The organism is Amaricoccus solimangrovi, from assembly GCF_006385685.1.
Taxonomy (GTDB): domain Bacteria; phylum Pseudomonadota; class Alphaproteobacteria; order Rhodobacterales; family Rhodobacteraceae; genus Amaricoccus; species Amaricoccus solimangrovi.
The window spans coordinates 1-26203 of the sequence record NZ_VFRP01000037.1 but is presented as its reverse complement, the minus strand read 5'-3'; the positions used below and the strand labels follow the sequence as shown (position 1 = coordinate 26203).

General features: G+C 71.9%; 22 protein-coding genes. 8 read left to right on the top strand and 14 right to left on the bottom strand.

The window, feature by feature from the left end; all coding sequences use genetic code 11:
• Positions 1–182: 182 nt before the first annotated feature.
• Together FJM51_RS21055 and FJM51_RS21050 are read right to left on the bottom strand one after the other, a co-directional pair.
• Positions 183–956: a GntR family transcriptional regulator gene (locus FJM51_RS21055; RefSeq protein ID WP_181164695.1), complete on the bottom strand. Its 774-nt coding sequence runs from the start codon at positions 954–956 to the stop codon at positions 183–185.
• On the bottom strand, positions 949–2685 hold the full coding sequence (locus FJM51_RS21050; RefSeq protein ID WP_140456097.1) for a glycerol-3-phosphate dehydrogenase/oxidase: 1737 nt from the start codon (positions 2683–2685) through the stop codon (positions 949–951). The genes FJM51_RS21055 and FJM51_RS21050 overlap by 8 nt, the downstream gene beginning before the upstream one ends.
• A gap of 276 nt (positions 2686–2961) precedes the next feature.
• Between FJM51_RS21050 and FJM51_RS21045 the strand changes: the two genes are divergently transcribed.
• The 8 genes from FJM51_RS21045 to FJM51_RS21010 all read left to right on the top strand — a co-directional run bounded on the left by FJM51_RS21045 (position 2962) and on the right by FJM51_RS21010 (position 12507).
• A complete protein-coding gene (locus FJM51_RS21045) occupies positions 2962–4512 on the top strand; it encodes an FGGY-family carbohydrate kinase (RefSeq protein ID WP_181164694.1) in 1551 nt (516 codons plus the stop codon).
• Positions 4509–5597, top strand: a complete 1089-nt coding sequence (locus tag FJM51_RS21040; RefSeq protein WP_140456095.1) for an ABC transporter ATP-binding protein — start codon at positions 4509–4511, stop codon at positions 5595–5597. The genes FJM51_RS21045 and FJM51_RS21040 overlap by 4 nt, the downstream gene beginning before the upstream one ends.
• Positions 5590–6675 carry an ABC transporter ATP-binding protein gene (locus tag FJM51_RS21035; protein ID WP_140456094.1) on the top strand — a complete coding sequence of 362 codons (1086 nt, stop codon included), beginning with the start codon at positions 5590–5592 and terminating at the stop codon, positions 6673–6675. The genes FJM51_RS21040 and FJM51_RS21035 overlap by 8 nt, the downstream gene beginning before the upstream one ends.
• The gene (locus tag FJM51_RS21030) at positions 6668–7531 is read left to right on the top strand and encodes a carbohydrate ABC transporter permease (RefSeq protein ID WP_140456093.1); all 864 of its coding nucleotides are present in this window, start codon (positions 6668–6670) and stop codon (positions 7529–7531) included. The genes FJM51_RS21035 and FJM51_RS21030 overlap by 8 nt, the downstream gene beginning before the upstream one ends.
• 17 nt (positions 7532–7548) lie before the next feature.
• The gene (locus FJM51_RS21025; protein WP_140456092.1) at positions 7549–8424 is read left to right on the top strand and encodes a carbohydrate ABC transporter permease; all 876 of its coding nucleotides are present in this window, start codon (positions 7549–7551) and stop codon (positions 8422–8424) included.
• A gap of 10 nt (positions 8425–8434) precedes the next feature.
• A complete protein-coding gene (locus FJM51_RS21020) occupies positions 8435–8719 on the top strand; it encodes a DUF2160 domain-containing protein (protein ID WP_210240374.1) in 285 nt (94 codons plus the stop codon).
• Positions 8720–8819: 100 nt separating this feature from the next.
• Positions 8820–10592, top strand: coding sequence for an ABC transporter substrate-binding protein (locus FJM51_RS21015; RefSeq protein WP_140456091.1), 1773 nt, complete (start codon positions 8820–8822; stop codon positions 10590–10592).
• A gap of 82 nt (positions 10593–10674) precedes the next feature.
• Complete coding sequence (locus tag FJM51_RS21010; protein WP_140456090.1) at positions 10675–12507, top strand: thiamine pyrophosphate-binding protein; 1833 nt, start codon at positions 10675–10677, stop codon at positions 12505–12507.
• Positions 12508–12574: 67 nt separating this feature from the next.
• Here FJM51_RS21010 and FJM51_RS21005 read toward each other — a convergent pair whose 3' ends face one another.
• The 12 genes from FJM51_RS21005 to FJM51_RS20950 all read right to left on the bottom strand — a co-directional run bounded on the left by FJM51_RS21005 (position 12575) and on the right by FJM51_RS20950 (position 25996).
• The gene (locus FJM51_RS21005) at positions 12575–13462 is read right to left on the bottom strand and encodes an alpha/beta fold hydrolase (RefSeq protein ID WP_140456089.1); all 888 of its coding nucleotides are present in this window, start codon (positions 13460–13462) and stop codon (positions 12575–12577) included.
• A gap of 171 nt (positions 13463–13633) precedes the next feature.
• Complete coding sequence (locus tag FJM51_RS21000) at positions 13634–14821, bottom strand: BamA/TamA family outer membrane protein (RefSeq protein WP_140456088.1); 1188 nt, start codon at positions 14819–14821, stop codon at positions 13634–13636.
• 62 nt (positions 14822–14883) lie between these two features.
• On the bottom strand, positions 14884–16110 hold the full coding sequence (locus FJM51_RS20995) for a BatD family protein (protein ID WP_181164693.1): 1227 nt from the start codon (positions 16108–16110) through the stop codon (positions 14884–14886).
• 74 nt (positions 16111–16184) lie between these two features.
• A complete protein-coding gene (locus FJM51_RS20990; protein WP_140456086.1) occupies positions 16185–17705 on the bottom strand; it encodes a VWA domain-containing protein in 1521 nt (506 codons plus the stop codon).
• Positions 17702–18694 carry a VWA domain-containing protein gene (locus FJM51_RS20985; RefSeq protein ID WP_140456085.1) on the bottom strand — a complete coding sequence of 331 codons (993 nt, stop codon included), beginning with the start codon at positions 18692–18694 and terminating at the stop codon, positions 17702–17704. The genes FJM51_RS20990 and FJM51_RS20985 overlap by 4 nt, the downstream gene beginning before the upstream one ends.
• Complete coding sequence (locus tag FJM51_RS20980) at positions 18687–19184, bottom strand: DUF4381 domain-containing protein (protein WP_140456084.1); 498 nt, start codon at positions 19182–19184, stop codon at positions 18687–18689. Before FJM51_RS20980 ends, FJM51_RS20985 begins: the two co-directional genes overlap by 8 nt.
• Positions 19184–20134, bottom strand: coding sequence for a DUF58 domain-containing protein (locus tag FJM51_RS20975; RefSeq protein ID WP_140456083.1), 951 nt, complete (start codon positions 20132–20134; stop codon positions 19184–19186). The genes FJM51_RS20980 and FJM51_RS20975 overlap by 1 nt, the downstream gene beginning before the upstream one ends.
• Positions 20135–20144: 10 nt before the next feature.
• Entirely contained in the window at positions 20145–21143 is a 999-nt protein-coding gene (locus tag FJM51_RS20970; RefSeq protein ID WP_140456082.1) for an AAA family ATPase, read from the bottom strand.
• Between the two features lie 103 nt (positions 21144–21246).
• A complete protein-coding gene (locus FJM51_RS20965) occupies positions 21247–22806 on the bottom strand; it encodes an arylsulfatase (protein WP_140456081.1) in 1560 nt (519 codons plus the stop codon).
• Between the two features lie 206 nt (positions 22807–23012).
• Complete coding sequence (locus FJM51_RS20960) at positions 23013–23384, bottom strand: response regulator transcription factor (RefSeq protein ID WP_140456080.1); 372 nt, start codon at positions 23382–23384, stop codon at positions 23013–23015.
• 60 nt (positions 23385–23444) lie between these two features.
• Positions 23445–24053, bottom strand: coding sequence for a response regulator transcription factor (locus tag FJM51_RS20955; RefSeq protein WP_140456079.1), 609 nt, complete (start codon positions 24051–24053; stop codon positions 23445–23447).
• Positions 24050–25996 (bottom strand): sensor histidine kinase, encoded by a 1947-nt coding sequence (locus tag FJM51_RS20950; RefSeq protein ID WP_140456078.1) that lies wholly within the window; start codon positions 25994–25996, stop codon positions 24050–24052. The genes FJM51_RS20955 and FJM51_RS20950 overlap by 4 nt, the downstream gene beginning before the upstream one ends.
• Between the last annotated feature and the right edge of the window lie 207 nt (positions 25997–26203).

The window sequence follows — 26203 nt, the reverse complement described above, 5'->3', positions numbered from 1 at the left end:
TCCGGAGAACGCGAAGACCGGCTTCCTCTTCAACTACACCTGGTGGGCCGATCACCGCGACGAACTCGACGGCCGCTTCCAGTCCTGGCTGGCCCAGTAACGGGCGTCACGGGGGGAGGGCGCTCCCCCCGAACACTCCCGGCTCGGCCCGGGCGGATGCGCGGGCCCGAGCCATCGCGCGCCTAGCGGATGATGAAGTGAAGCCGCGCCTGATCGGAGCGGTGATAGGCGGTGTAATACTCGACCATCAGCCCGCCCGCGATGCTCGAGAGCGATTCGATGCGCAGGACCGGCGCACCGGGCGCGACCTCGAGCAGTTCGGCCACCTCCTTCGTCGCCGCCGCCGCCTCGATCCACCGCTCGGCCCGGTCGAGCACGACGCCGTATTGGCGGCGCAGCGTGTCGTAGAGCGGCTTGTTCTGCATCGGCAGCCCCTCCATCCCCGGCACGACCGAGGGGCGGAGCACGGTATAGACCATCATGCGCGGCGTGTTGTCGACGGTGAGCAGCCGGTCGATCTCCACGACCGCGGTCTCGTCGGGCTCGAGCCGCAGCATCCGCGCCTCGCGTTCGCTCGGCGGGCGCAGGCGCTGCGACAGGACGCGGCGGCTCACGACGTGGTTCTTGCCGATGAAATCACCGCTGAACGAGATCTTCGACCCGGCGAAGTCCTGATCCTCGCGCGCGTCGGCGACGAAGGATCCCTTGCCCTGCATCTTGTAGACCCGGCGCTCGACCACGAGCTGGTTCAGCGCCTCGCGGACCACGGTGCGCGAGACGCCGAACTCGGCGCAGAGCTCCGCCTCCGAGGGCAGGCGCGCATGGGGCGGCAGGCCGCCCGCGGCGATGCGGTCGATCAGGCTCTGGCGGAGCTGGGCCCAGAGCGGCTGGCCGCGCGGCACCCGCGCGGGGCGCGCGCCGCCGGCGGGCGCCGCCGTCGGGGGCGCGTCAGCCAAGGGCGTACCGGGCATGGTCTTCGGCGTCTGGCTCATCCACGCTTACATGATGGCGCCGCGCGAGCAGCGTCAAGGTCCGCGCGACCTCCGCCTCCCGCCGCTCCGCGCTCCAACCGAGGCTCTCGGCCATGATCCGGGCCAGCGCGCGGACCGAAACCGCGCTCGCGAGCCCGTCGAAACCGATCAGCGTCCGGCGCAGCACGAGGTCGTCGAGCCGCGCCGCGCGTTCCTCGGCGAGGATCCAGCGTATCTCCTCGACCGAGTAGCCCGCCGCGCCCTCGAGCGGGGTGAAACGCCCCCCGGACGCCGCGGCGACCGCGCGCGCGGTGGTGCCGTAGCGGCGCAGCAGCAGCGCGGCCCTGGCCGGGGAAAGCCCCGATTGCGCGGCGATGTCCCGCGCGAGCCGGTCGAAGGCCCCGGTCTCGCGCGGGAAATCCGCGCCGCCGCCGATCGGCAGCGCCCTGGTGTCCTCGCGCCGGGACGCGCCGATCTCGGCGAGCACCGCGTCCGCGATCTGCGCGGCGCAGGCGCGGTAGGTGGTCCATTTGCCGCCGACCAGCGTCAGGATCGGGAAGGGGCGCCCCGGCGCGGGATCGAAGCGGCGCAGGCTGTGGTCGCGGCTGATCGCGCCGGTCGCGCCCCCGGCGCTGCGGGGCAGAGGGCGGACGCCCGCGACCGCGAAGACGATCTCCTCCCGCCTCGGAGCCGAGCCCGGCAGCACCTCCTCGAGCACGGCGAAGAGATAGTCGATCTCCTCCTCCGAGCAGCGCGCACCATCGGGTTCCTCGGTGCGCAGGTCGGTGGTTCCCAGCATCACCTTGCCGCCATCGAGCCGGTAGACGAGGCAGGCGCGGTGGTCGTGGGTCTCGAAATAGAGCATCGCCTCGCCGAGCGCGGCGGCGAGATCCGGGCGGTCGAGTACCAGATGCGACCCCTTGGTCCCGCCGGTCAGCCGCTCGGGGACGCCGAGGGTCTCGCCCACCGGATCGACCCAGGCCCCGGCGCAGTTGACGACGAGCCGGGGCCGGACCGTCAGCGTCTCGCCGGAGATCGTGTCGCGAAGCCGCACGCCGGCGCCTTCGCCCCCCTCGACCGCGAGATAGGGGATCGCCATCGCCTCCGGGCAGTCCCGCTCGGCGTCGCCGACGAGTTCGAGCGTCAGCCGTTCGGGCGAGGAGATGCGCGCGTCGTAATATTCGAGCACCGCCCTGACCTTCGGCGCGAGGCGCGGGAAGCGGGCCCGCGCCTCGGCGATCGGGATCGCGCGGTGGCGTGGCATGGTGCGCCGGAACTCGCCGAAACGGTCGAAGACGCCGAGGCCGAGGCGCACCACGGCCGCGCCCTTCGGCCCCGGAGAGCGTCGCAGCCGCAGGAAGCGCAGCCCGGCGGCGAGCGCGCCGCCGGTCCAGGAGAAGGTCGGGATCCAGACCGGCAGCGGGCGAACCTGATGCGGCGCGTTCAGGAGCAGGAGGTTGCGCTCCTCGACCGATTCGCGGACGAGCGCGAACTCGCCGGTCTCGAGATAGCGCAGCCCGCCGTGGATGAGCCGCGAGGGCGCCGCGGAGGTGCCCGAGGCGAAGTCGCCTCGCTCGACGAGCAGGCTCGGCACGCCCTGCCGGGCGAGGTCGCGAAACACGCCCACGCCGTTGATCCCCCCTCCGACGATCAGCACGGCGCCCTCGGCCGCGCCGGCGCGCACCTTCCCGAGCAGGTCTTCTCTTGGGCGCATCTTCATCCTCCGAATGCCTTTTCCCGCACCATAGGCACGCTCCACATGTCATTACAAGATAGGACTCAACGGGCGCAGAAATGCTGCGATGCGTCATATATTACCGCGCCGCAGCGAAAAAAAAGGGAATTTGCTGCGGAAAATACCTGCTTGACAGAAAGGATCGAACCAGGCTTGTTTCAACTTATCATGACAACCAGAGGACGGTCCCGACAAGAAGGACCAGCCTCGCAGGCGGCATCGGGAACCTGCCCGGCGCCGGTCACGGGAGGATTCATGTCCGAACTGCTCCTCGGCATCGACGCCGGCGGTACAATGGTGAAGGTCACGCTGTTCGACGCGGCGGGCGAGGAGGTCGCGTGCGAGCACCGGCCGAACCGGATGTCCTTCCCCCATCCTGGCTGGACGGAGCGCGATCCGGACGCCATGTGGCGCGGCGCCGCCGAGGCGGTGAAGGCGCTGCTCGGGCGGAGCGGGATCGATCCGGCCAAGATCGCCGCCGTCACCCCCTCGGGCTATGGCGCCGGTCTCTTTCTCGTCGACGGGACGGGCGCGGTGGCGCGCCCCGGCCTCGGCTCCACCGACAGCCGCGCCCTCGGCCTGATCGAGGACTGGCGCCGCTCGGGCGTCGCGCCCGCCCTTTCCGACGCGATCCAGCAGGCGATCTGGCCCGGCCAGACCTCCGCGCTTCTCGGCTGGTTCCAGCGCCACGAGCCGGAGACGCTGGCCCGGACCGCGCATGTCCTGCCCTGCAAGGACTTCCTCAGGTTCCGCCTGACCGGCGACATCTCGACCGACCCGACCGACGCCGGCTGCGCGGGCACGCTCGACGTGGCACGCGGAGCCTACGCGGTCGATGCGCTGCGCGAGGCGGGGCTCGGCGCCTGGATCCCGCGCCTGCCCGAGATCGGCCCGGCGACCGGGATCGCGGGCCGGGTCACGGCCGAGGCCGCGGCGCTGACCGGCCTTCTCGCGGGCACCCCGGTCGCGCGCGGCGTCTACGACGTCGTCGGCTGCTCGCTCGCCTCCGGGTTGCGCCATACCGACGAGCTCGGCGTCGTCGCCGGCACGTTCAGCATCAATTCGACGCTGCACCGGACGCCCTGCCTCGATCCCCGGCCGACGCTGCAATGTCCCTATCCGGTCGATGGCCTCTATCTCGCGACGATCGCGACCCCGACCTCGGCCAGCAATCTCGAATGGCTCTGCAAGACCATGCTCCAGGCCGAGGCGGAACGGGCGCTCGCCGCCGGACGCTCGATCTACGAGGTCTGCAGCGATCTGGTCGAGCAGGCGCTCGACCGGGAGAGCGGCGCGATGTTCCTGCCCTATCTCTTCGGCGGCCCCGACGGGATGCCGGGCGCGCTCGTCGGGCTCACCGCGGGGGCGAGCCTCGCCGACGTGCTGCGCGCGGTCTTCGAAGGGATCACCCTCGCGCATCGGACCGACATCGACTTCCTGCTCGGCGGGGCGCGGTCCGCGCGGCCGACGCGGGCCCTGCTCGCGGGCGGACCGTCGAAGAGCAACGTCTGGTCGCAGATGTTCGCCGATGCGATCGGCCTGCCGATGACGGTCGCGAACGGTTCCGAATTCGGCGCGAAGGGCGCGGCGATGTGCGGCGCGGTCGCGGTCGGGCTCCAGCCCGATCTCGGGACGGCGATGACGGCGATGACGCGCGTCGCGCGAAGCTACCGCCCGGATGCGCGGCGTTCCGAACGGCTGGCCCGTCAGCACGACCGCTATCTCACCATGTCGCGGCGGCTCGCGGGCGGCTGGGCGCCGGTGCCGGAGCCCGCGGCGGCGAGCTTCGCGGGGGCGCCGGCATGACGCTCCGGATCGAGGCCGTTTCGCGGCGGGTCGAGGGCGAGGCCTGGCTCTCGGACATCGACCTGACCCTGGAGCCGGGCCGGCTCTACGTGCTCCTCGGGCGGACCGGGGCGGGCAAGACCTCGCTGATGCGCGTGCTCGCAGGGCTCGACCGGCCGACGCGGGGCCGCGTCACCGAGGACGGGCGCGATCTCGCGGGCGTACCGGTCAACCGGCGCAACCTCGCCTTCGTCTACCAGCAGTTCGTGAACTACCCCGCCTTCAGCGTCTACGACAACATCGCCGCGCCGCTGCGCCGGCGGGGAGGGACCCGGGCCGGGATCGACGCGCGGGTGCGGGAGGTGGCGCGGGCCGTGCGGATCGACGCCTTCCTCGACCGGCGTCCCGGCGCGCTCTCGGGCGGCCAGCAGCAGCGCCTCGCCATCGCCCGCGCGCTCGCCAAGGGAGCCTCGCTGATGCTCTTCGACGAGCCGCTCGTCAATCTCGACTACAAGCTGCGCGAGGAACTGCGGAGCGAACTGCGCGCGCTCTTCCACGAGGGCGGGCAGACGGTCGTCTACGCGACGACGGAGCCCGACGAGGCGCTGCAGATGGGCGGCGAGACCATCGTGATGCACGAGGGCCGCGTGCTGCAGACCGGCTCGGCCCATCACGTCTACCGCCACCCGGCCTCGGTCCGCGTCGCCGACATCTTCTCGGAGCCGCCGATGAACGTGGCCGAGGCGCGGATCGCGGGCGCGCGGATGACGCTCGGCGGCGTCGAACTCGCGACGCCCGCCCGGGCGCGGGGCCGGATCGAGGGCCCGTGCCGCGTCGGCCTGATGCCGCACCGGATCGAGCGCGCGCCGGGGGAGGGCCGGGTGGCGCTCCGGGGACCGGTCCTGCTCGCCGAGGTCGACGGCTCCTCGACCTTCACCCATTTCGAGGCCGGCGGTTCCGCCTGGATCGCGCGGAGCGAGGGGGTGCATCTGATGCCGCTCGGCGCCGCCTTCGAGGGGTTCGTGAACCCGGAGGACTTCTACGTCTTCGATACGGCCGGCGATCTCGTCGCCGCGCCCGCCGCCCTGGAGAGCGCCTATGGCTGAGATCACCGTTTCCAACCTGCGCCATTCCTACGACGGCGATCTGTCGGACCCGGCGCGGCTCGCGCTGAAGGGCATCGACCATGTCTGGCGCGACGGCGGCGCCTACGCGCTGCTCGGCCCCTCGGGCTGCGGCAAGTCCTCGATGCTCAACATCATCTCGGGGCTCGTCCGGCCGACGGCGGGGCGCGTGCTCTTCGACGGGCGCGACGTGACCGAACTCGGCCCCGAACAGCGCAACATCGCCCAGGTGTTCCAGTTCCCGGTGCTCTACGACACGATGACGGTCGAGCAGAACCTGGCCTTCCCGCTCCGCAACCGGCGCGTCGACCCGGGCCGGATCACCCGGCGCGTGCGCGAGGTGGCCGAGATGCTCGACCTCGGACCGATGCTGGGGCGCCGCGCGGCCGGGCTCGGCGCGGCGGAGAAGCAGAAGATCTCGCTCGGCCGGGGCCTCGTGCGCGAGGACGTGGCGGCGATCCTGTTCGACGAGCCGCTGACCGTGATCGACCCGCAGGTGAAGTTCGACCTGCGCCGCAAGCTCAGGCTCGTCCACGAGACGCTGGGCCTCACCCTCGTCTACGTGACCCACGACCAGAGCGAGGCGCTGACCTTCGCCGACCAGGTCGTCGTCATGTCCGAGGGCGAGGTGGTCCAGGTCGGCACGCCCGAGGAACTCTACGAACGGCCGGGCCACACCTTCGTCGGGCATTTCATCGGCTCGCCGGGCATGAACTTCCTGCCCTGCGCGCTCGAGGGAGGGCGGATCGTCTTCGACGGCGGCAGCCTGCCCGCGCCGCGGGGGCTCGCCGCGCGACCGGGCGGCGCGCTCGTGCTCGGCATCCGTCCCCACGGCCTCGGCCCGGCGACGGACGAGGCGGAGGCCGTGCCCGCGCGGCTGATCGACGTCGAGGACCGGGGCGCCTTCCGGATCGCCGAGATCGCGATCGGCGGCAACCGGCTCCGGATGCGCGTCGGCGAGCGCGACTGGCTGCCCGCCGACGGCCTCAGGGTCGCCTTCCGGCCCGAGGCGACCCTGCTTTACGCCAACGACCGCCTGCTGGAGGACGCCCATGCTTAAGATCGAGGACAACCGCGCCTGGTTCCTGATCCTGCCTGTCTTCCTGCTCGTCGCCTTCAACGCGGTGATCCCGCTGATGACGGTGGTGAACTATTCGCTGCAGGACATCTTCGGACCCGGCCAGCGCGCCTTCATCGGCGTCGAATGGTTCCGCGAGACGCTGCGCGACCCGGCCATCCACGCCGCCTTCCTGCGCCAGATCCTCTTCTCGGGGCTGGTGCTCGCGATCGAGATCCCGCTCGGGGTCGCGATCGCGCTCACGCTGCCGCGCGGCGGCTGGAAGGCCTCGGCCGCGATCGTGCTGGTGGCGATCCCGCTGCTCATCCCGTTCAACGTGGTCGGCATGATCTGGCAGGTCTACGCCCGGCCCGAGATCGGCTTCCTCGGCCAGGTGGTGAACGCGCTCGGCATTCCGTTCAACTACACCGGCGACCCGCTCTCCGCCTGGGTCACGATCCTGATGATGGACGCCTGGCACTGGACGCCGCTCGTGATCCTGCTCGCCTATGCCGGGCTCTGCTCGATCCCCGAACCCTACTACCAGGCGGCGCGCATCGACGGCGCCTCCCGCTGGGCGGTGTTCCGCTACATCGAACTGCCCAAGCTCAACGGCGTGCTCACCATCGCCTTCCTGCTCCGCTTCATGGACAGCTTCATGATCTATACCGAGCCCTACGTGGTGACGGGCGGGGGACCGGGCAGCTCGACCACCTTCCTGTCGATCCGGCTCGTCAACATGGCCGTGGGCCAGTTCGACCTCGGACCCGCCGCCGCCTTCTCGCTCGTCTACTTCCTCGTCATCCTGCTCTTCTCCTACGTCTTCTACACCATCCTGCAGCGGGCCGGACGCGCGTGACCCGGGAGGACCGATCCATGACCATCGCCGACGCGGCGCTCGCCGCGCCCACCGAGGGGCGGGCACGCCCCGCCAGCCGGAGCCGCGCCCTCGGCCGCCTCGTTCCCGCCCTGGGCCTCGGGCTGTTCCTCACCTTCCAGATGCTGCCGATCTACTGGATCACGCGGATGTCCTTCATGACGCCGCGAACGATCATGAGCCGGTCGGACTTCCTGCCGGTCGCGCCGACGCTCGACAATTACCGCGTCATCCTCGGTGATCCGACCTGGTACATGTCCTACGTGAACTCGCTCACCTACGTGCTCATCAACATGGCGATCTCGCTCGCCGTGTCGCTGCCCGCGGCCTATGCCTTCTCGCGCTACCGCTTCCTCGGCGACAAGCATGTGTTCTTCTGGCTCTTCACCAACCGGATGGCGCCGGCGGCGGTGTTCCTGCTGCCCTTCTTCCAGCTCTATTCCGCGGTCGGCCTCTTCGACACGCCCTGGGCGGTCGCGCTCGCGCATACGCTCTTCGTCGTGCCGCTCGCGGTCTGGATCCTCGAGGGCTTCATGTCCGGCGTCCCGCGCGAGATCGACGAGACGGCCTATATCGACGGCTATTCGATGCCGCGGTTCTTCCTCACCGTCTTCCTGCCGCTCATCAGGAGCGGGATCGGGGTCACCGCCTTCTTCTGCTTCATGTTCTCCTGGATCGAGCTGCTGCTCGCCCGGACGCTGACCTCGGTCGACGCGCGGCCGATCGTGGTGACCATGACGCGCACCGCCTCGGCCTCGGGGCTCGACTGGGGCCTGCTCGCGGCCGCGGGCGTGCTCACGATCCTGCCCGGCGTCGCCGTCATCTGGTTCGTGCGCAACTACATCGCCAAGGGCTTCGCCCTGGGCCGCGTCTGAGGAGCGGAACATGATCGATCTCGAATGGATGGCCTGGACCACGCCGACCGCGGTCTTCTTCGCCTGCGTCGCGCTGCTGCTCGCCGGAATGACCCTGCTCCAGATCGTCCGGCCCACCTTCGAGCGGAAGGGCTTCCTGCCCATCCCCACCACCCGGGGCGACCGGCTCTTCATCGCGCTGATGCTCGCGGCCTTCGTCCACCTCGGCTTCGTCTACGCGACCGAACTGGAAAGCTTCTGGCTTCCGCTCGGCCTGTCGGCGGCGCTGGGTCTCATCATCCTGCGCCGGGGCTGAACCCCGGCCACGCCTGACCACGAGATCCGGCGGAGAGCGCTCCGCCGGCAACGGAGAAGCCTTGCCCGAAGGGCGGGCGACAACGGGAGGACCTGACCCAATGACAGCCTTTACCCCCGGCCCCTGGCGCCACGCGCGCCGCGCGCTGCTCGCCGCGGGCATCAGCGCCATCGGCCTGGCCGCGCACGCGCGGAGCGAGGGCGCGATCGAGAAATGGATCGACGGCGAGTTCCAGCCCTCGACCCTGACCCGCGACCAGCAGATCTCCGAGATGGAGTGGTTCCGGAAGGCGGCGGAGCCGTTCAAGGGCATGACGATCAACGTCGTCTCCGAGAACATCCCGACCCACACCTATGAATCGCAGGTGCTGACGAAGGCCTTCGAGGAGATCACCGGGATCCGGGTCACCCACGACCTGCTCCAGGAAGGCGACGTGATCGAGAAGCTGCAGACGCAGCTCCAGTCCGGCCAGAACGTCTACGACGCCTATGTGAACGACTCCGACCTGATCGGCACCCACTACCGCTACGGCTGGGCGGTTCCGCTCAGCGACTACATGGTCGGCGAGGGCAAGGACGTGACCTCGCCCACGCTCGACATCGACGACTTCATGGGCAAGTCCTTCACGACCGCGCCCGACGGCAAGCTCTACATGCTGCCCGACCAGCAGTTCGCGAACCTCTACTGGTTCCGCTACGACCTCTTCACGGATCCCGAACTCAAGGCGCGGTTCAGGGAGAAATACGGCTACGATCTCGGCGTGCCGGTGAACTGGTCGGCCTACGAGGACATCAGCGCCTTCTTCACCGACGACGTGAAGGAGATCGACGGCAAGCCGATCTACGGCCACATGGACTACGGCAAGAAGGACGCCTCGCTCGGCTGGCGCTATACCGACGCCTGGTTCTCGATGGCCGGCTCCGGCGACAAGGGTCTGCCGAACGGGCTGCCGGTCGACGAATGGGGCATCCGGGTCGAGGACTGCCACCCGGTCGGCTCCTCGATCGAGCGCGGCGGCGACATCAACGGCCCGGCCGCGGTCTACGCGCTCGACACCTCGATCCGCTGGCTGAAGGATTACGCGCCCCCCGAGGCGCAGGGCATGACCTTCTACGAATACTCGCCCGTCACCTCGAGCGGCGTCATCGCGCAGCAGGCCTTCTGGTACACCGCCTTCGTCGCCGATTACGCGAAACAGGGCATGCCGGTCGTGAACCCGGACGGCACCCCGAAGTGGCGCGTCGCGCCCTCGCCCCATGGCGCCTACTGGCACGAGGGGATGAAGCTCGGCTACCAGGACGCCGGCTCCTGGCTCCTGCTCAACACCACGCCCGAGGACCGGCGCAAGGCGGCCTGGCTCTACGCGCAGTTCGTGACCTCCAAGACCGTCGACGTGAAGAAGAGCCATGTCGGCCTCACCTTCGTGCGCGACTCCACCGTGCGCCACGAGAGCTTCACCGAGCGCGCGCCGATGCTGGGGGGCCTGATCGAGTTCTACCGTTCGCCGGCCCGCGTCGCCTGGACGCCGACCGGGACCAACGTGCCCGACTATCCGAAGCTGGCGCAGCTCTGGTGGCAGAACATCGCGACCGCTCTCTCCGGCGAGACCACGGTCCAGGAGTCGCTCGACAACCTCGCCAACGCCCAGGACAAGGTGATGGAACGCATCGAGCGCGCGGGTGTGCAGAAGGTCTGCGCGCCGAAGCTGAACCCGAAGACCTCCGCCGAGGAATGGTTCGCCAGGGCCGAGGCCCAGGGCACGCTCGCGCCCCAGCGCAAGCTCGAGAACGAGAAGCCCCAGGGCGAGACCGTCGATTACGACCTGCTGCTGCGGGCCTGGAACGACGGCAAGGCGATGCCCGAGACGATGTGAGCTGAAACCGGGGGCGGCGTGCGTCGCCGCCCCCTTCCCACGCGCGCCCGTCCGGGCGCCGAACGAGAGGACGGAGAATTCGATGCCCCATATGGGAGACCTTGTCGCGGAGATGCTCGCGGCTTCGGGCGTGGAGGTTGTGTTCGGGATGCCCGGGGGGCAGACGACGGCGCTGCACGACGGGATGTCGCGGCGTTCGAACCGGATCCGGCACGTGCTGATGCGCGACGAGCGCAACGCGGCCTACGCGGCGGACGCCTATGCGCGGCTGACCGGCAAGCCGGGCGTCTGCGACGTCACGGTGGGGCCGGGGGCGAACCTGCTGCCGGCCGGGCTGCTCGAGGCGCTGAACGCGTCGATCCCGATGGTGGCGATCGTGGGCGAGCTGCCGCTCGACTGGCTGCAGCTCAGAGACAAGGGGATCGCGAGCCAGGGGTTCGACCAGCTCTCCTTCTTCAAGACCTGCTCGAAGGAGAGCTGGCTGGTCCCCTCGGTCGCGGCGCTGCCCGACATCCTGCGCACCGCCTTCCGGGTGGCGACGTCGCCCCGGCCGGGACCGGTGGTGGTGATCGTGCCCCATGACATCTTCGACGCCGAATGGGACGGCGTGACCCCGGCGGCGATGACCGACGACCGGACGATGCGCGCGCCCTATCTGCGCTCGGGCGCGCCGGCGGCGGCGATCGCCGAGGCGGCGGCGCTGATCGCCCGCGCGGAGCGGCCGGCGCTCGTCTGCGGCGGCGGCGTGCACGGGTCGGACGCGGCCGGGACGGTGACGGACTTCGCGGACCGGCTGAACGGGCTCGCCGTGACCTCGCTCTCGGGCAAGGGCGCCGTGCCGGAGACGCGCCCCTACGCGGCCGGCGTGCTGAACCCGCTCGGCTCCTGGGCGGCGATCGAACTGATCCAGGAGGCCGACCTGGTGATCTGGTGCGGCTCCAAGGTCAGCCAGAACACCGGGATGAACTGGACGCTGCCCCGGCCCGACCAGGCGACGATCACCATCGACTGCGACCCGCTGGAGCATGGCCGCACCTTCCGCCCGACAGTGCCGCTGCTCGGCGACGTGCGCGAGATCATGACCGCGCTCGGCGCGGCGCTCGGCGCGCAGCCGGCGCGGGCGGACTGGGTGGCGCGCATCGCCGAGGTGAAGGCCGAGGGCGATCGCGTCAAGGCCGGGGAGATGGCGGCCGCGACCCGGCCGGTCCAGCCGCCCCGCGTGATGGCCGAGCTCGCGAAACGGCTCGGCGAGGAGGATATCGTCGTCTCCGACGCTTCCTTCGCGGCGGGCTGGATCTCGGGCTACATCCCGGCGACGAAGCCGGGACGGCGGTTCCTCTTCGCGCGCGGGCAGGGCGGGCTCGGCTATTCGGTGCCGGGCGCGATCGGCGCGGCGGCGACGCTGCCGGGGCGGCGCGTCGTCACGGTCGCGGGCGACGGCGCCTTCTCCTACACGGTCGGCGAGCTCGCGACCCAGGCGCAGTTCAACCAGCGCATCGTGAACGTCGTGATCAACAACGGCCGGCTCGGCTGGATCCAGCTCTGGCAGGAGATCTTCTTCAAGAACGTGCAGTCGGCGATGCTCGAGGCGCCCGGCGTCACGCCCGGCTTCGCGGCGGCCGCGCAGGCGCTGGGGCTGAGGGGCTTCTACGTCGAGGATTCCGAGGAGATCGGCGCGGCGCTCGACGCGGCCTTCGCCCATGACGGCCCCTCGGTCGTCGAGGTCCGCGTCGACGACCGCGCCACGCCGATCCACTCGTTCAAGCGCCGCATGCGCGAGGGCGCCGACAAGCCGAGGCCCCGCCCCGGCACGGTCTACAAGCTCCGCGACTGGAAGGTCTCCCCCGACCTGCCCGGGCCGGCGTCCGGCGAAGGAGTCGGGAACGCGGCCGTCGAGAAGGCGCCTGTGGAATAAGGCGCGGGAGGTCCCCTGCCGCCCGCGGCCTTTCCCGAGCGCGGAAGGCCGCGGGCGAAGGCCCCGGTCAGCGGACGGCGTGGCGGTCGAGGAAATCCAGAATGGCCCCGGCCATCCGCGGCGCCACCCCGGCGTCGAGATGGAAATGGTGATCCCCGGCCAGCTCCATCATTTCGTAGTCCGCGATCAGCTCCCCGGCCCGCCGCGCCATTTCCCCGGCGCTTTTCCGGCGGCGCCGGATACCCTCCTCGGCCCAGATGTTGAGCACGGGACAGGCGATCGCGCGAAGCACCGCCTCCACCTGCGCGCGTGTCAGCCTGACGGCGGAACTTGCGAAGAGCCGCGGGTCGGCGCGCAGCCGCAATCCCTCCGGCGCCGCGCTCAGCGCGCGCTCCGCGAGCGCCTCGGAGGTCCGCCTCGAATTGCCCTGCGCCCGGCGGCGGCGGACATAGTCCTCCCGGCTCGCGAAGATTCGCGGCGGCCGGGCCTTCCCCGCGCGCGTCTGCTCGATGAAGGCGCGCAGCGTCGCGACGAAATCCGCCTCCGACGGCTCGGGCACGAGCGAGTCGAGCGCGACGAGCGCGCGGACCCGCGCCGGCTGCGCGGCGGCGAAGAGCGCGGAGATGTTCGCGCCCCTCGAATGACCGAGCAGCACGCAATCCGCCCATTCCAGCTGGTCGAGCAGCGCGGCGATCTGCGGCAGGTCGTCCCAGATGTTGTAGGTCGCATGGGCCGCGCGATGCGCGCTCAGGCCCTGGCCGCTGAGGTCGAGCGCCACGACGCGGCATCCGGCGAGCCGCGGCGCGAGTTCCCGGAAGCTTTCCGCGTGGTCCATCCAGCCGTGCAGCGCCAGCACCGGCCGTCCCGTCTCCGGTCCCCAGGCGAGCCCCGCGAGGCGCAGCCCGTCAACCTCCCATCCGCATTCCTTCGGATCCGCCGTGCCAGTCGCTGTCATTCCCGTCCCCCGCCGGTCATCCCGTCGGCGCGGGTGATAGCGCATCCCGCCGCGCGCCGCACGGGGGGGCCGGCCCTCGCCCGGAAGAGTTGACGGCCGGTCGGACATCATAACTACTCTTACCCGCGACGCGCTGGCGTCCGGCGTTCGCGGACAGTCCCTCTCCACCGTTCAGTCCATGCCGCGCGACCAGGCGCTGCCGAACTGGATGTAGACGATCGGCCCCTCCGGTCCGACGGCGACATCCAGCCCCGCGTCGATGCCGAGCGCGCTCGCGATCCGGTAGCGGAACCCGCCGCCGCCGGTGACGATCCCGCCCGAATCCGAGAAGAAGGTCTTGTCCCCCGCCCAGGCCTCGCCGAAGCCCGCGAAGGCGTCGAGCGCCCAGCGGTCGCTCAGCTGACGCGTCAGCTGCGCCTCGGCGCTGAGGGCGCGCTGGCCCTGGACGCGGTTCGCCTCGACGCCGCGCAGGTCGACCGAGGGAGCGAGGTAGAACGGCACGCCGGAATCCGCCGTGCTGAGCTTGCCCATCAGGCCGAACCTCAGCTTCTCGCTCAGCGGGCGGAAATAGTAGCCGGCGGCGGTGTAGAGTTCGAAGTCGCGGTCGCTCCCGAAGGCGGAATTGTACATGTCCGCGTTCACATAGGCGTTGAGGCCGCGCGTGGGCGTGACGGGATTGTCGCGGTCGTCGAAATGCAGTCCGAACCCCGCCGCGCCGAGCGTCGTGGTCCTGCCGATGTCGCGCCCCAGCGCGGGAAAGACCTCCGACGTGTCGAGCCGGGTCTCCAGCCGCCGGAAATTGATCCTGGGTCCGGCCGAGAACCGCGTGTCGACCGGCAGGTGCCAGTAGGCCGAGCCGACGATCGCGTAGTCATAGGCGCTCGTATAGGTCAGCGCCCGGTCGCCGTCGCCCGGATAGGTCGCGATCGTCAGATCGCCGCGGCCGATCCCGATCTGGTATCTGACCTGATGATCGAGCATGTGGCCGGTCTGCATGTAGCCGTAGCCGTAGGAGCCGTTGCCCGTCTTCGCACCGCCCAGCATCCGCCGCGTCGCATAGCGCGGATCGCCGTCCGGGAAGGTGACGAACTGCGCCACCATGCCGAAACCGCCATCGACCGCCGGTTCGGTGATGATCACCGGCACCGGAACGAATCCGCCGCGCTGGAGCAGGTTCGAGAGGTCGAAGGCGCCATCCTCCCGGTCGAAGAACAGGTCGCGCCAGCCGAAGGCGGGTTCGGGCGCGGGAACCGGCGCCGGGGCGGGCGGCGTTTCCTCGGCCCCGGCCGTCCAGGCGGTGAGCAGGCCGGCGAGCGCGACGGCGGCGCCAAGGCGGGAAGTCTGCGACGATCGCGTCATGCCTCGGCTCCCTCGCCGTGATCGGGGGGTACGCCCGGGGCGCGCCCGCGAAAGGATTCCACCTACGCGGGCGGATTGAGCCCCGGCAGGGCCGCGGCCCGGCCAGCATCGCCCGCGCCGCGGGCGGTTTCAAGCTCCGCGCGAAGCCTCTGGCGCGCCGCGCGTTCCTCGCCCGCGCGCTCCCCCCCGGCGCCCGGCGGGCCATAGGCGGGACGTTCGAGCGCACGGAGCGCCGCCTCGATCCCGGGCGAGGCCAGCGGCGCGGGAAGCCGTGCTTCCCATTCCGTGAGCCGCCGGCGGATCTCCCCGGACGGCGCCGACCGCGCCGCCCGCGCCAGCGCCCGGTAGAGCCGCGCCTCCGACGGCGCGGCGCGCGGACGGCGCCGACGCCGGAGGAAAAGCGTCGCCGCGCCCAGAGCCAGCCCGGCGAGGACGAGGAGCGCGGCGCGGGGGATGCTCCAGTTCCCCCCGATATCGGGCGGGGCCGGAACGGTGAAGGCGACCGGCGCGGTGGCCGCGCTCTCCCGCGTCCCGGTCGCGGTATTCCACCAGCCGAGCGCCACGCCCGGCAGCGCGTAGCCGCCCGGCTTCTCGATCACGTAGGTCACCGCCTCGACACGGGTCGCCCTCGGCGGGCCTCCGCGTTCGCCGGGCCTCTCCGAGACCCGGGGCGCCTTCGGATAGGCGTTGAGCCCGGGGGGCGTGGCGAGTCCGGCGAGCAGTGGCGGCAGCAGGATCGCGGGCGGCCCCTCGGCGGTCAGGGTCAGCGTCAGCGTGAAGGCGTCGCCGGGCTTCGGCGCGTCGGGGAGCCCGTCGACCTGCGCCGCGAGCGTGAGCGCCGTCGCGGGCAGGAAGGGATCCATCCCCTCCGCGCCCGCCGGCAGCCGGGCCGAGAAGGCGATCTCGGGGAGGGCGAGGGTCGTTTCAACCGGCCGGCTCGTCGCGGGATCGGCGTAGGTGACGGTGATCTCCGGCTGGCCGAGGTCGTAGTCGGCGGCGCGCTGGGGCACGATCTGCCAGCTTCGCGTGAGGCCGGACCAGCTTTCCTGCCCGACGCGGGCGGTGGTGGGCCAGGTCTCGGGCGGGCGGGTCAGCGCGTCGGCGATCTGGAGGTCGGGCCAGTCCGGCGGCTTCGGCAGGAAGCTCGGCACCAAGAGGGTCGCCGTCACCTCGACCGGGGTTCCGACCGTGACCGGCCCCTCCGGATCGAGCGTGACCGTCACCCGCGGCCCCTCCTGCGCGGCGGCCGCCGAGCCGAGCAGCGCCGCGCAAACAAGCAAAATAAGCATATGCATATTCACCCGGGCGGGCTTCCCGGCGGCCCCGCGGTGGGAAATATGCATTGACATATTCGCCCCTCCCCTCACGGCGACCCGGCCGGCGGGGGCGCGGCCTCGATCGCGAAGCGGGACTTCAGGAAATCGGCGGGCCTGGTCTCGACCGAGCGCATCCATTCCTCGGCCGCCGCCTCGGACAGCTGCGCGCGCGCGTCGATCCGGGCGGGCTTGCCCTCGTCGCCGGAGAGATCGCTCACGACCTCGTCGGGGGTTTCGGCGCCTTCCTCGGTATCCTCCTGCTCGCGGACCTCGCTCAGATACGCGATGATCCGCTTCGTGGTCGCGAGGTTGTCGGCGGCCTCCGCGTTGCCCGGATCGAGCCTCAGCGCCGCCTCGAAGGCGGCTTGGCCGCCGGCGTAGTCGCGGCTCCGGACCAGCGCGATGCCCCGGTTGTACTGCGCCGCGGAGGTCTGGATCGGCGCGAGCAGGGCGGCGGCGTCGGTGTACTTGCCGTCCTTCATCAGCGCCAGCGCACGCCATTCGGGATCGGCGAAGGCCTCCGCCGCCTCCGGGTAGTCATGCGCGGCGTAGAAGCGCGCGCCGCGCTGGTCGGGGGTCCAGAACCAGCCCGAGAGCGTCTCGCCGAAGCCCGCCGCGCGGGCCGGCGACGGGGGCGCGGCGAGGGCGAGGCCGATCAGGACCGCGCCGAGGCGGAGCGCGGTGCCGCGGCGGAACCAGAACAGCATCAGGAGCCCGGCCGGGACCGCGAGCATCCAGCCGTCGTCGGCACGCCTGCCCTCCCGCGCCGCGGCGCGGGCGAGCGAGGAGGCGAGCGCGCGTTCGACGGCGCGCAGGTCGGAGGCGTCGATCGAGACCGGGACGGTCCGAACCCCGGCGCGGCGCGACCAGTCGGCGATCTCGGCGCCGGGATCGGGGCTCACGACCAGCGCGGCGCGGGCGGGGCCGCCTTCGGGGAAGTTCGCGATGTCGGAGGGATCGATGCCGTCGGTGACGAAGAGGACCGAGCCGGGGCTTTCCTCCTGGCCGAGCAGCGTGCCGGCGAGGGTGAGCGCGGCGGAGGCGGCGCGGCCCTCGTCGGGCATGATCGCGGGGCTCAGCGCCTCGAGGAAGGGCAGGAGCACGGTCGGGTCGTCGGTCAGCGGCATCACCAGATGCGCGGTGCCGGAATAGGCGACGAGCCCGACCCGGCCGCCGGCGCGGCGCGCGATCAGGTCGCGGATCTTCTGCTTCGCGCGTTCGAGCCGCGTGGGCGCCACGTCGCCCATGTCCATGCTCGGCGAGAGGTCGAGCGCGATCACGAGGGGCGCGGTCTCGGTCACGAAGGGCGAGGGCGCGGCGCGCCAGGCGGGACCGGCGGCGGCGAGCGTCATCAGCGCCGCGGCGGCGAAGAGCAGATCGGCGGCGCGCGCCTTCGCCCGCGCGGTCGCGCCGATCGTGAGCGCCGCGAGCAGATGCGGCGCGATATGGCCGACGCCGGGCGCCTCGGCCTCGGAGGGGCGGCGGAGCGGGAGCCAGAGCGCCGCGAGCGGGATCAGCGCTAGCAGGAGCCAAGGGCGGAGGAAGGTGAAGCCGAGCACCGCGCTCATGACAGCGCCTCCCGGCGATGGCGCACGCGGAGGCGGAGCAACGCGGCCCCGCCGCCGAGCAGGACGAGGAGCACGAAGGCTCCGGCCGGAATCGCGGAGAGCGGCCAGCGCGGGCGCCAGGAGGTGGTGGCACCCTCGCGCGCGCCGGCGGCGTCGATCTCGGCGTAGATCGCGGCGAGGCCGGTCGCATCCCCGGCGCGGTGGAAGGTGCCGCCGGTCGCCCGCGCCATCGCCTGGAGGGTCGGGATGTCGACCTTGTCGCCCTCGGAACTCGCGTCCGGGTCGCCGACCGCGATCGTGTGGATCACCACGCCGTTGCGCGCCGCGATGCCGGCGGCCTTGTCGGGGGCCATCCGGCTGCCGGTGTCGGTGCCGTCCGAGAGCAGGATCAGGATCCGGGTCTCGACCTTCGACGCCTCGAAGGAGCGGATCGCGAGCCCGACCGCGTCGCCGAGCATCGTGTTCGGCCCGGCCATCCCCGGTTCGAGCGTGGCAAGCAGCGTGCGCGCGGCCGCGGCGTCGCGGGTGAAGGGCACCAGAACATAGGGCGCGCTCCCGAAGGCGATGAGCCCGATCCGATCGTCGCGGCGGTCGGCGATGAAGCCGTCGAGCACCGATTTCACCCCGTCGAGCCGCGAGCCGCGCGCGCCATCCGGACCGAGGAAGTCGCGGGTTTGCATCGAGCCCGAGATGTCAACCGCGAGCATCACGTCGCGCGCCGCCTCGCTGCGCTCGATCGGGTCGCCCACCCATTGCGGCCGGGCGAGGGTCAGCACGACCAGCGTCCAGAGCGCCCAGGCGAAGAGCATCTGGACGCGCGAGCGGGACGGGACGACCGCCCCCTCGCCCTTGTCGAAGCCGGCGCTGGTCGCCTCGAAGAACGGGATGCGGACCGCGCGCACCGCCTCGCGCCGGGGCGGGGCGAGCCAGAGCACGAGGAGCGGCAGCGGCAGCGCGAGGAAGGCCCACGGAAAGGCGAATTCAAGCATGGCGCGGCCCTCCCGGGAGCCGCTGGCGGCGGATCCAGGCGCGGGCGGCGGCGAGCGCCGCGGCGCCGTCGTAGGGGCCGGCCGGGCGGTAGGGCGCGAGGCCAAGCGCCGGGCCGAGCGCGCCGAAGTCGCCGCCCGTCTCCTCGAGCCAGTCGCTCCAGCCCGCGCCGGTCAGGCTCGCCACCTCGGGCCGCGGCGCGGTGACGAGCGCCACGCGGCGGAGCAGCGTCTGGAGGGCCGCGAGCGCGCCGGGCTCGCCCGCCTCCAAGGCGGGGGCGAGCGCGTCGAGTTCGGAGAGCGCCGCGCGGCGCCAGGCGGTGGCGCGGCGGTGGCGGAGGAAGGCGATGGTTCCGGCGACGAGCAGCGCGAGCAGGAGCGCGGCCAGGATCGCCCAGGCCCAGGTCGCGGGCCACATCGGGACGGGCGGCGGCTCCGCGACGTCGTGGAGCTGGTTCAGCAGCCCGATCAGACTGTCGCCCTTCGGCTCCATCAGCGCCTCCGGGCCGGCGCGCCGAAGAGGCGGAGCAGCTGCGGGATGACCGGCTCGGCGGCGCTCACCGGCAGGATCGCCGCGTCGAGCCGTTCCTGCCAGGCGACGAGCCGGGCGATCCGGTCGCCGCCGACCGCGGCGAGGTTCTCGCGCACGCGGGCGTCGGCGAAGTCGAGCTCGACCTGAAGCCGACCGTCGCCGACCACGATCCGGCCCTTCTCGGGGATCTCGTGCGCGGAAGGGTCGTGGACGATGGCGAGCACGATGTCGTTGCCGCGCGAGATCCGCGTGAGCGTCTCGAGCGTCGCATCGCCCGCGCCGTCGAAATCGGAGACGACGACGAGGAGCCAGTCGTGCGTGACGATGCGCGCCGCCTCCTCGAGCGCCGCGTCGAGGAGCGCGGGGGCGCCGGGGACCCCCGGCGCCTCGGCCGAGAGCGCCGCGTCGCGCTCGGCCACGAGATCGAGCAGGCGCAGGACCGCCCCGCGCGAGCGGCGGGCGGGGACGGTGGCGACGCCCCGGTCGGAGAGCACGAGCCCGCCCACCCGGTCGCCCTGCCCCAGGATGCGCCAGGCGGCGAGCGCGGCGATCTCGGCGGCGGTGACGGATTTCATGGCGAGCACGGTGCCGAAGAACATCGCCTGGCGCTGGTCGACGAGGATCAGCGCCGGGCGGTCGCGTTCCTCCCGCGTCACGCGGACATGGGGGGAGCCGGTGCGCGCGGTCACCTTCCAGTCGATCGCGCGCACGTCGTCGCCGGGCAGGTAGCCGCGGAGTTCCTCGAACTCGAGCCCGCGGCCCCTGAGGCGCGAGGCGCGCCGCCCCGAGAGGGCGCTTCCGACCGGCTGGCGCGGCAGGAAGTCGAAGCCGCGCGCGCGGGCCTCGAGCCCGACGAGATGGGCGAAGCTCGCATGGATGCGGGGATCGGTTTCTTTGGGGTCGGGCTGCATCGCGCGCGCCTCAGGCGGGGGCGACGCGCTTCAGGAGGTCGCCGAGCACCGCGTCGGCGTCACGGCCCTTGCCGCGGGCCTCGTAGGAGAGCGCGACCCGGTGGCGCAGCACGTCGGGCGCGATCGCCAGCACGTCGCCCGGCGAGACGAAATCGGCGCCCTTGAGCCAGGCATGGGCGCGGGCGGCGCGGTCGAGCGCGAGCCCCGCGCGCGGGCTGGCGCCGAGCTCGATCTCGCGGGCGAGATCCTCGGAATATTTCCCCGGATGCCGCGTCGCGTTCACGAGGTCGATGATATAGGTCTCGATCGCCTCGGCGACGTGGAGCCGCGCGATCTCGCGGCGGGCGGCGAAGACATCCTCGATCGCGATCGGTCGGGCCTCGGGCGCGGGCGGGGCCCCGGACGCGGCGGCCTTCGGCGCGAGCCTCGCCTGTTCCTCGGCGCGCAAGAGGCGCAGCACGCCGAGCTCGTCCGCGGGGGCGGGATACTCGACCAGCACCTTCATCAGGAAACGGTCGGTCTGCGCCTCGGGCAGCGGATAGGTGCCTTCCTGCTCGATCGGGTTCTGCGTCGCCATGACGATGAAGAGATCGGGCAGCCTGTGGGTTTCCTCGCCCACCGTCACCTGCCGCTCCTCCATCGCCTCGAGGAGGGCGGCCTGCACCTTGGCCGGGGCCCGGTTGATCTCGTCGGCGAGCAGGATGTTGCCGAAGACCGGACCGGGCTGGAAGCGGAACGCGCCCTCGCCGCCCTCGGAATAGTAGATGTCGGTGCCGGTCACGTCGGAGGGCAGCAGGTCGGGCGTGAACTGCACGCGGGAGAAATCGGCCGCGAGATGCGTCGCCATCGCCTTCACGGCGCGGGTCTTGGCGAGGCCGGGCAGGCCCTCGATCAGCAGGTGGCCGTCGGCGAGCAGGCCGATCACCATGCGCTCGACCACGAGGGGCTGGCCGAGCACCTCGGCGTTCATCGCGGACTGGAGCGCGAGGATCGCGTCGCGGGCGGCCATCAGCGGGCCGCGCCCGGCGTCACAAGGATGTTCACGGCATCGAACCTTCGGTATCGCAAGTCCGGAGGCCGCCCGCGCGGGACGGCCTCCGGGAGCGGCGGCGCTACTGCGCGGCGGTGGCGTTGAGCTGGTTCATCAGGTTCTCCTCGATCTGGTCGAGCGAGAAGCTCGCCGCGCGCTGCGCCGGCGGGTAGTCCTTGAACGTGCCGAGGAAGTTCGCGACATAGGCCTGCGCGGGCACCACCAGATAGGCGCGGTCGAGCAGCCAGTCGTAGTAGGTGTTCGAGGTGATGTCGGCCCGCTCGTAGGGGTCGGAGCGCAGGTCGAATATCTTCGGCAGGCGAAGCTTGGTGAAGGGCTCGGCCCAGATCGCGAGGTGGCCTGTCTCGCGCTGCTCTTCGAAGACCAGCTTCCAGTTCTCGTAGCGCAGCCCGACGATGTCGTTGTCGTCGTTGAAGTAGAAGAACTCCTTGCGCGCGCTCGTATCCGTCTTTCCGGTCAGGTAGTCGAGCTGGTTGTAGCCGTCGAGGTGGTTCTTGTATTCCTTGCCGTCGATCGTGGCGCCGTCGAGAAGCTGCTGCGTGATGTCCGCGTTGCCGGCGGCGGCGAGCAGGGTCGGGAACCAGTCGAGGCCCGAGAAGATGCCGTTGTACCAGGTGCCGGGCTCGATATGGCCAGGCCAGCGGATCAGCGCGGGCACGCGGTAGGCGCCTTCCCAGTTGGTGTTCTTCTCCGAGCGGAACGGCGTGGTGCCGGCGTCGGGCCAGGAGTTCTGGTGCGGGCCGTTGTCGGTCGTGTAGATCACGATCGTGTCGTCGGCGATGCCCATGTCGTCGAGCGACTTCAGGATCTCGCCCACGACATTGTCGGTCTCGACCATGCCGTCGGCGTATTCGGTCGGCGCGGTCAGGCCCGGCTGGCTGCGGTGCTCCGGCCGCACATGGGTGCGGAAATGCATCCGCGTCGTGTTCATCCAGGTGAAGAAGGGCGTGCCGGCGTCGTGCTGGCGCTTCATGAAGTCGATGGCCGCCGCGGAGGTCTCGTCGTCGATCGTCTCCATCCGCTTCTTCGTAAGCGGCCCGGTATCCTCGACCCGGCCGTCGGCGTAGGAATGGATCACGCCGCGCGGCCCGAACTTCTTCCGGAATTCCGGATCGGTCGGGTAGTTGAAGTTCTCCGGCTCCTCCTCGGCGTTCAGATGGTAGAGGTTGCCGAAGAATTCGTCGAAGCCGTGGTTGGTCGGCAGGAACTCGTCGCGGTCGCCGAGGTGGTTCTTGCCGAACTGGCCGGTGGCGTAGCCGAGATCCTTCAGCGCCGAGGCCATGGTGGCGTCGCTCTCCTGCAGGCCGACATCGGCGCCGGGGAGGCCCACCTTGGACATGCCGGTGCGGAGCGTCACCTGGCCGGTGATGAAGGTCGAGCGGCCGGCGGTGCAGCTCTGCTCGGCGTAGTAGTCGGTGAAGGCGCCGCCTTCCGTCCCGATCCGGTCGATGTTGGGCGTGCGATAGCCCATCAGGCCGTTCGAATAGATCGACAGGTTGGTCTGGCCGATGTCGTCGCCGAAGATGACGAGGATGTTCGGCTTCTGGGCCGCGTCCTGCGCGAGCGCGAGGCCGCTCGCGCTCATCGCGAGCGTGGCGGCGAGGCCGAGGGTTCTCAGCATGTCAGTCTTCCTGTGATTGGGACGGAGAGCGGCGCGGCCCCGCGACGCCGGCGGAAACCGGCGGGGCGCGCGGCCGGCGGAACGGCGGCCGGGGGTCGCGACCTGGGCATGGCATCTCCGGCGAAGGGTCCGATCCGCGGAGTTTCCCACCCCGCCGGCCGGGTCGATAGTTGGACCAAAGACCTACCCCGCGCGCGGGCGCGCGCTCAGTCCGGCCGGCCGATCAGCGTGGCGAGGTCGTCGCGCCGGATCGGCTTCGTGACATAGGCCGCGGCCCCGGCGCCGAGACAGAGTTCGCGCGATCCGGGCCGGTCGAGCCCGGTCATCACCACGATCCGCGCACCAATGCCCCGCCGGCGCAGCGCGGCGATCACGTCCGGGCCGCGCAGGCCCGGCAGGTGCAGGTCGAGCAGCACCTCGTCGGGCCGCGCCCCCCCCGGTGCGAGCCCGGAGAGCAGTGCCTCGCCCGAGGGATAGGTCGCGGCGTCGAAGCCGAGCGAACGCGCGAGCCGGGCGAGCGCGCGGCACACGCCCGGGTCGTCGTCCACGATCGCAACGAGGCGCCTGGCGGTTTCCATGCGCCCGACTCTAGCGTGGCGCGAGTCTTCCGCACAGTTGGCCTCGGGGCCAATGGTTGATCACCCGGCGCCCATCATCAGGCGCACCAGTTCCGCGAGCCCCCTGGCGTCGAGCTTGCGCATCACCCGCGCGCGGTGGACCTTGATCGTCTTCTCGGCGATGCCGAGTTCGGCCGCGATCTGCTTGTTGAGCCGCCCCTCCACGACGAGGTCGAGCACCTCGCGCTCGCGCGGGGTGAGGAGCGCGAGGCGCCGCGCGACATCCGCCTCCGCGTCGCGGCTCCGGCGCGCGTCGGCGTCGCGGGCGAGCGCGACCGCGATCGCCCCGATCAGCGCGCCGGGCTCCACCGGCTTGGTCAGGAAGTCGACGGCGCCCCCCTTCATCGCGCGCACGCCCGTCGCGAGATCGCCGCGGCCGGTCAGGAAGATCACCGGCGGCGCCGTCCCGCGCCCGGCGAGCCGGTCCTGCAGTTCGAGCCCGTCCGCGCCGGGAAGGCCGAGATCGACGACGACGCATCCGGGCGCCTCCGGCAGCGGCCGGGCCAGGAATTCCTCGGCGCTGCGATAGGTCTCGCTCGCATGGCCGGCGGCGGCCAGCAGCCGGCGGAGCGCGCGGAGCACCGAGGGGTCGTCGTCCACGAGATGGACGACGGGCGCCTCCGCGCTCACGGCGCCGGCAGCGCGAGCACGGCGCGCGCGCCGCCCCCCGTCCCGCCCCCCGCCCCCGGATCCTCGAAGCGGAGGGTCCCGCCATGCGCCTCCGCGATGGTCTGGCAGATCGAGAGCCCGAGCCCGAGCCCGTGCGTCTTCGTCGTCGCGAAGGGCCGGAACGGGTCCGCCGCAACCTCGGCCGCCAGTCCCGGACCCCGGTCGCGGACCGAGAGTTCGCGCCAGCCGTCGGCGCGCGCGCGGGTCGCGATCGTGATCACGCGCCGCGGCGCCGGCAGGTCCGCCATCGCATCGGCGGCGTTGAGCATCAGGTTCAGCAGCACCTGCCGCAGCTGGATCCGGTTCGCCCGGACCGGCAACTCGCCCCGGGCGAGCATCGTCTCCACCGCCACCTCCCGTACCAGCAGCTCGCTTCGCGACAGGCGAAGCGTATCCGCCACGACCGTGTTGAGCTCGAGCGGCTCGAATTCCGTCTCGCCCTTGGCCATCAACTGGCGCAGGGCGACGATCATCTCCGCCGCGCGCCGATCGTCCTCCGCGATGTCGGCGAAGATCTCGGCGATCTCCGCGAGATCGACCGGAGACTCCCCCGCCCCGCGCGCGACAAGTTGCGCCCCCGCCTCGGCATTGGCAAGGATCGCCGTCAGCGGCTGGTTCAGCTCGTGCGCCATCGCGCCCGAGAGTTCGCCGAGCTGGGCGACCCGCGACATGTGCGCGAGTTCGGCGCGATGGCTCGCCGTCTCGCGCTCGGCGGCGCGGCGGCGCCGGTCCTGAAGGACCAGCCCCGCGATCGTGAGCGACTGGGCGAGGATGATCGCCCCCGCGACCAGAACCTGGGTCCTGTAGCGGTCCCAGAACGGCGGGTCGTAGAATTCGAGCATCGTGCCGGGAGGCAGCGCGGCCTCCGCGAGCCCGAAGCGGCGGAGCGCGCGCCAGTCCACCACCGGGCGCGACGGCGTTGGCGCGAGGCGCGGCGCCGGCTCTCCCCGGACGAGGCGCAGCGCCTGCTCCGCCATGGCGGCGCCGACGTCGCGGAAGCGCTGGACCTCGCCGCCGACGACGCCCCGGCCGATATAGGTGTCATAGACGCCGTAGGCGGGCGCGGCGGAGCGCGCGGCGATGATCTCGGCGGCGTTCGCCGGCGTGAACCGCGCGCCGGCCGCGTCGCGGTAGATGGTCAGAATGATCAGGATCGCGCGGTCGTCGAGGCCGGCGGCGACCTCCGCGAAACCCTCCATCGTCAGGCCGGAGACGTAGGTGACGGGGATGTCGGTCACACCCGCGAGGCTCGCGCGCGCCCGCCCCTCCCAGGATCGGTCGAATTCGCCCGATCCGGAAAGGACCACGACGCGATCCGCCCCGGGTTGGAGCGCCCGGGCGAGGGCGAGGGTGCCGGGCACGGAGTATTCGGCGGCGACCCCGTGGATGCCCGGGGGAGGATCGAGGGCGGCGAGGTCCTCGGGACCGACGCCGCCGAAGACGACGGGGGTGGCGGGACCGATCGTGTCGCGATTTCCAGCCGCGTAGCGCAGCGCCCAGGCTCCGAAGGCGAGCACGGCGTCGAAACGCTCGCCCCGGTACTTGCGGGCCAGTTCCCCGGCGAAGGCGCCGTCGGCCCCCGCGCCCGGAAAGCGCTGGTCGTCGCGGTATTCGGCGTAGATCTCGTAATCGGCCCCGAGCCCGCGGTCGAGAACCGCCGCCACGCCCCGGGAAGCCTCCATATTCGCCGCGAGCGTGCTGTGCGCCGAATAGATCAGCAGGAAACGCCGCGACGGCGCCCCGCTCGCGCGCGCCCGGGGCGCGGCCACGGAGACGGCGGCCGCGACCGCCGCGAGCCCCCCCAGCCCGAGGAGCAGGCGGCGCCGCGTCGGCGCGATCCCCCGCGGCCGGCGGCCGGGGCCGGGTCTCGGGGCGGGACTGTCCAGGCGGCGACCGGAAACCATGTGGTTTCCTTAGCCTGTCGTATCGCGAATGCCAACGCGCCGCTGGGCCGCGCGGCCCCGCCGTCAGAGCCCGGCGGCGATTTCGCGGTTGGCGAGGGCGATCAGCGCCTCGATATGGGGGAGGAAGGAGCGCCAGACGGTGAGGTGGAAGCGGTCGTCGGCCTCGCGGGTCAGCACGATCTGGACGGTGTCGAAGATCGTGCGCGC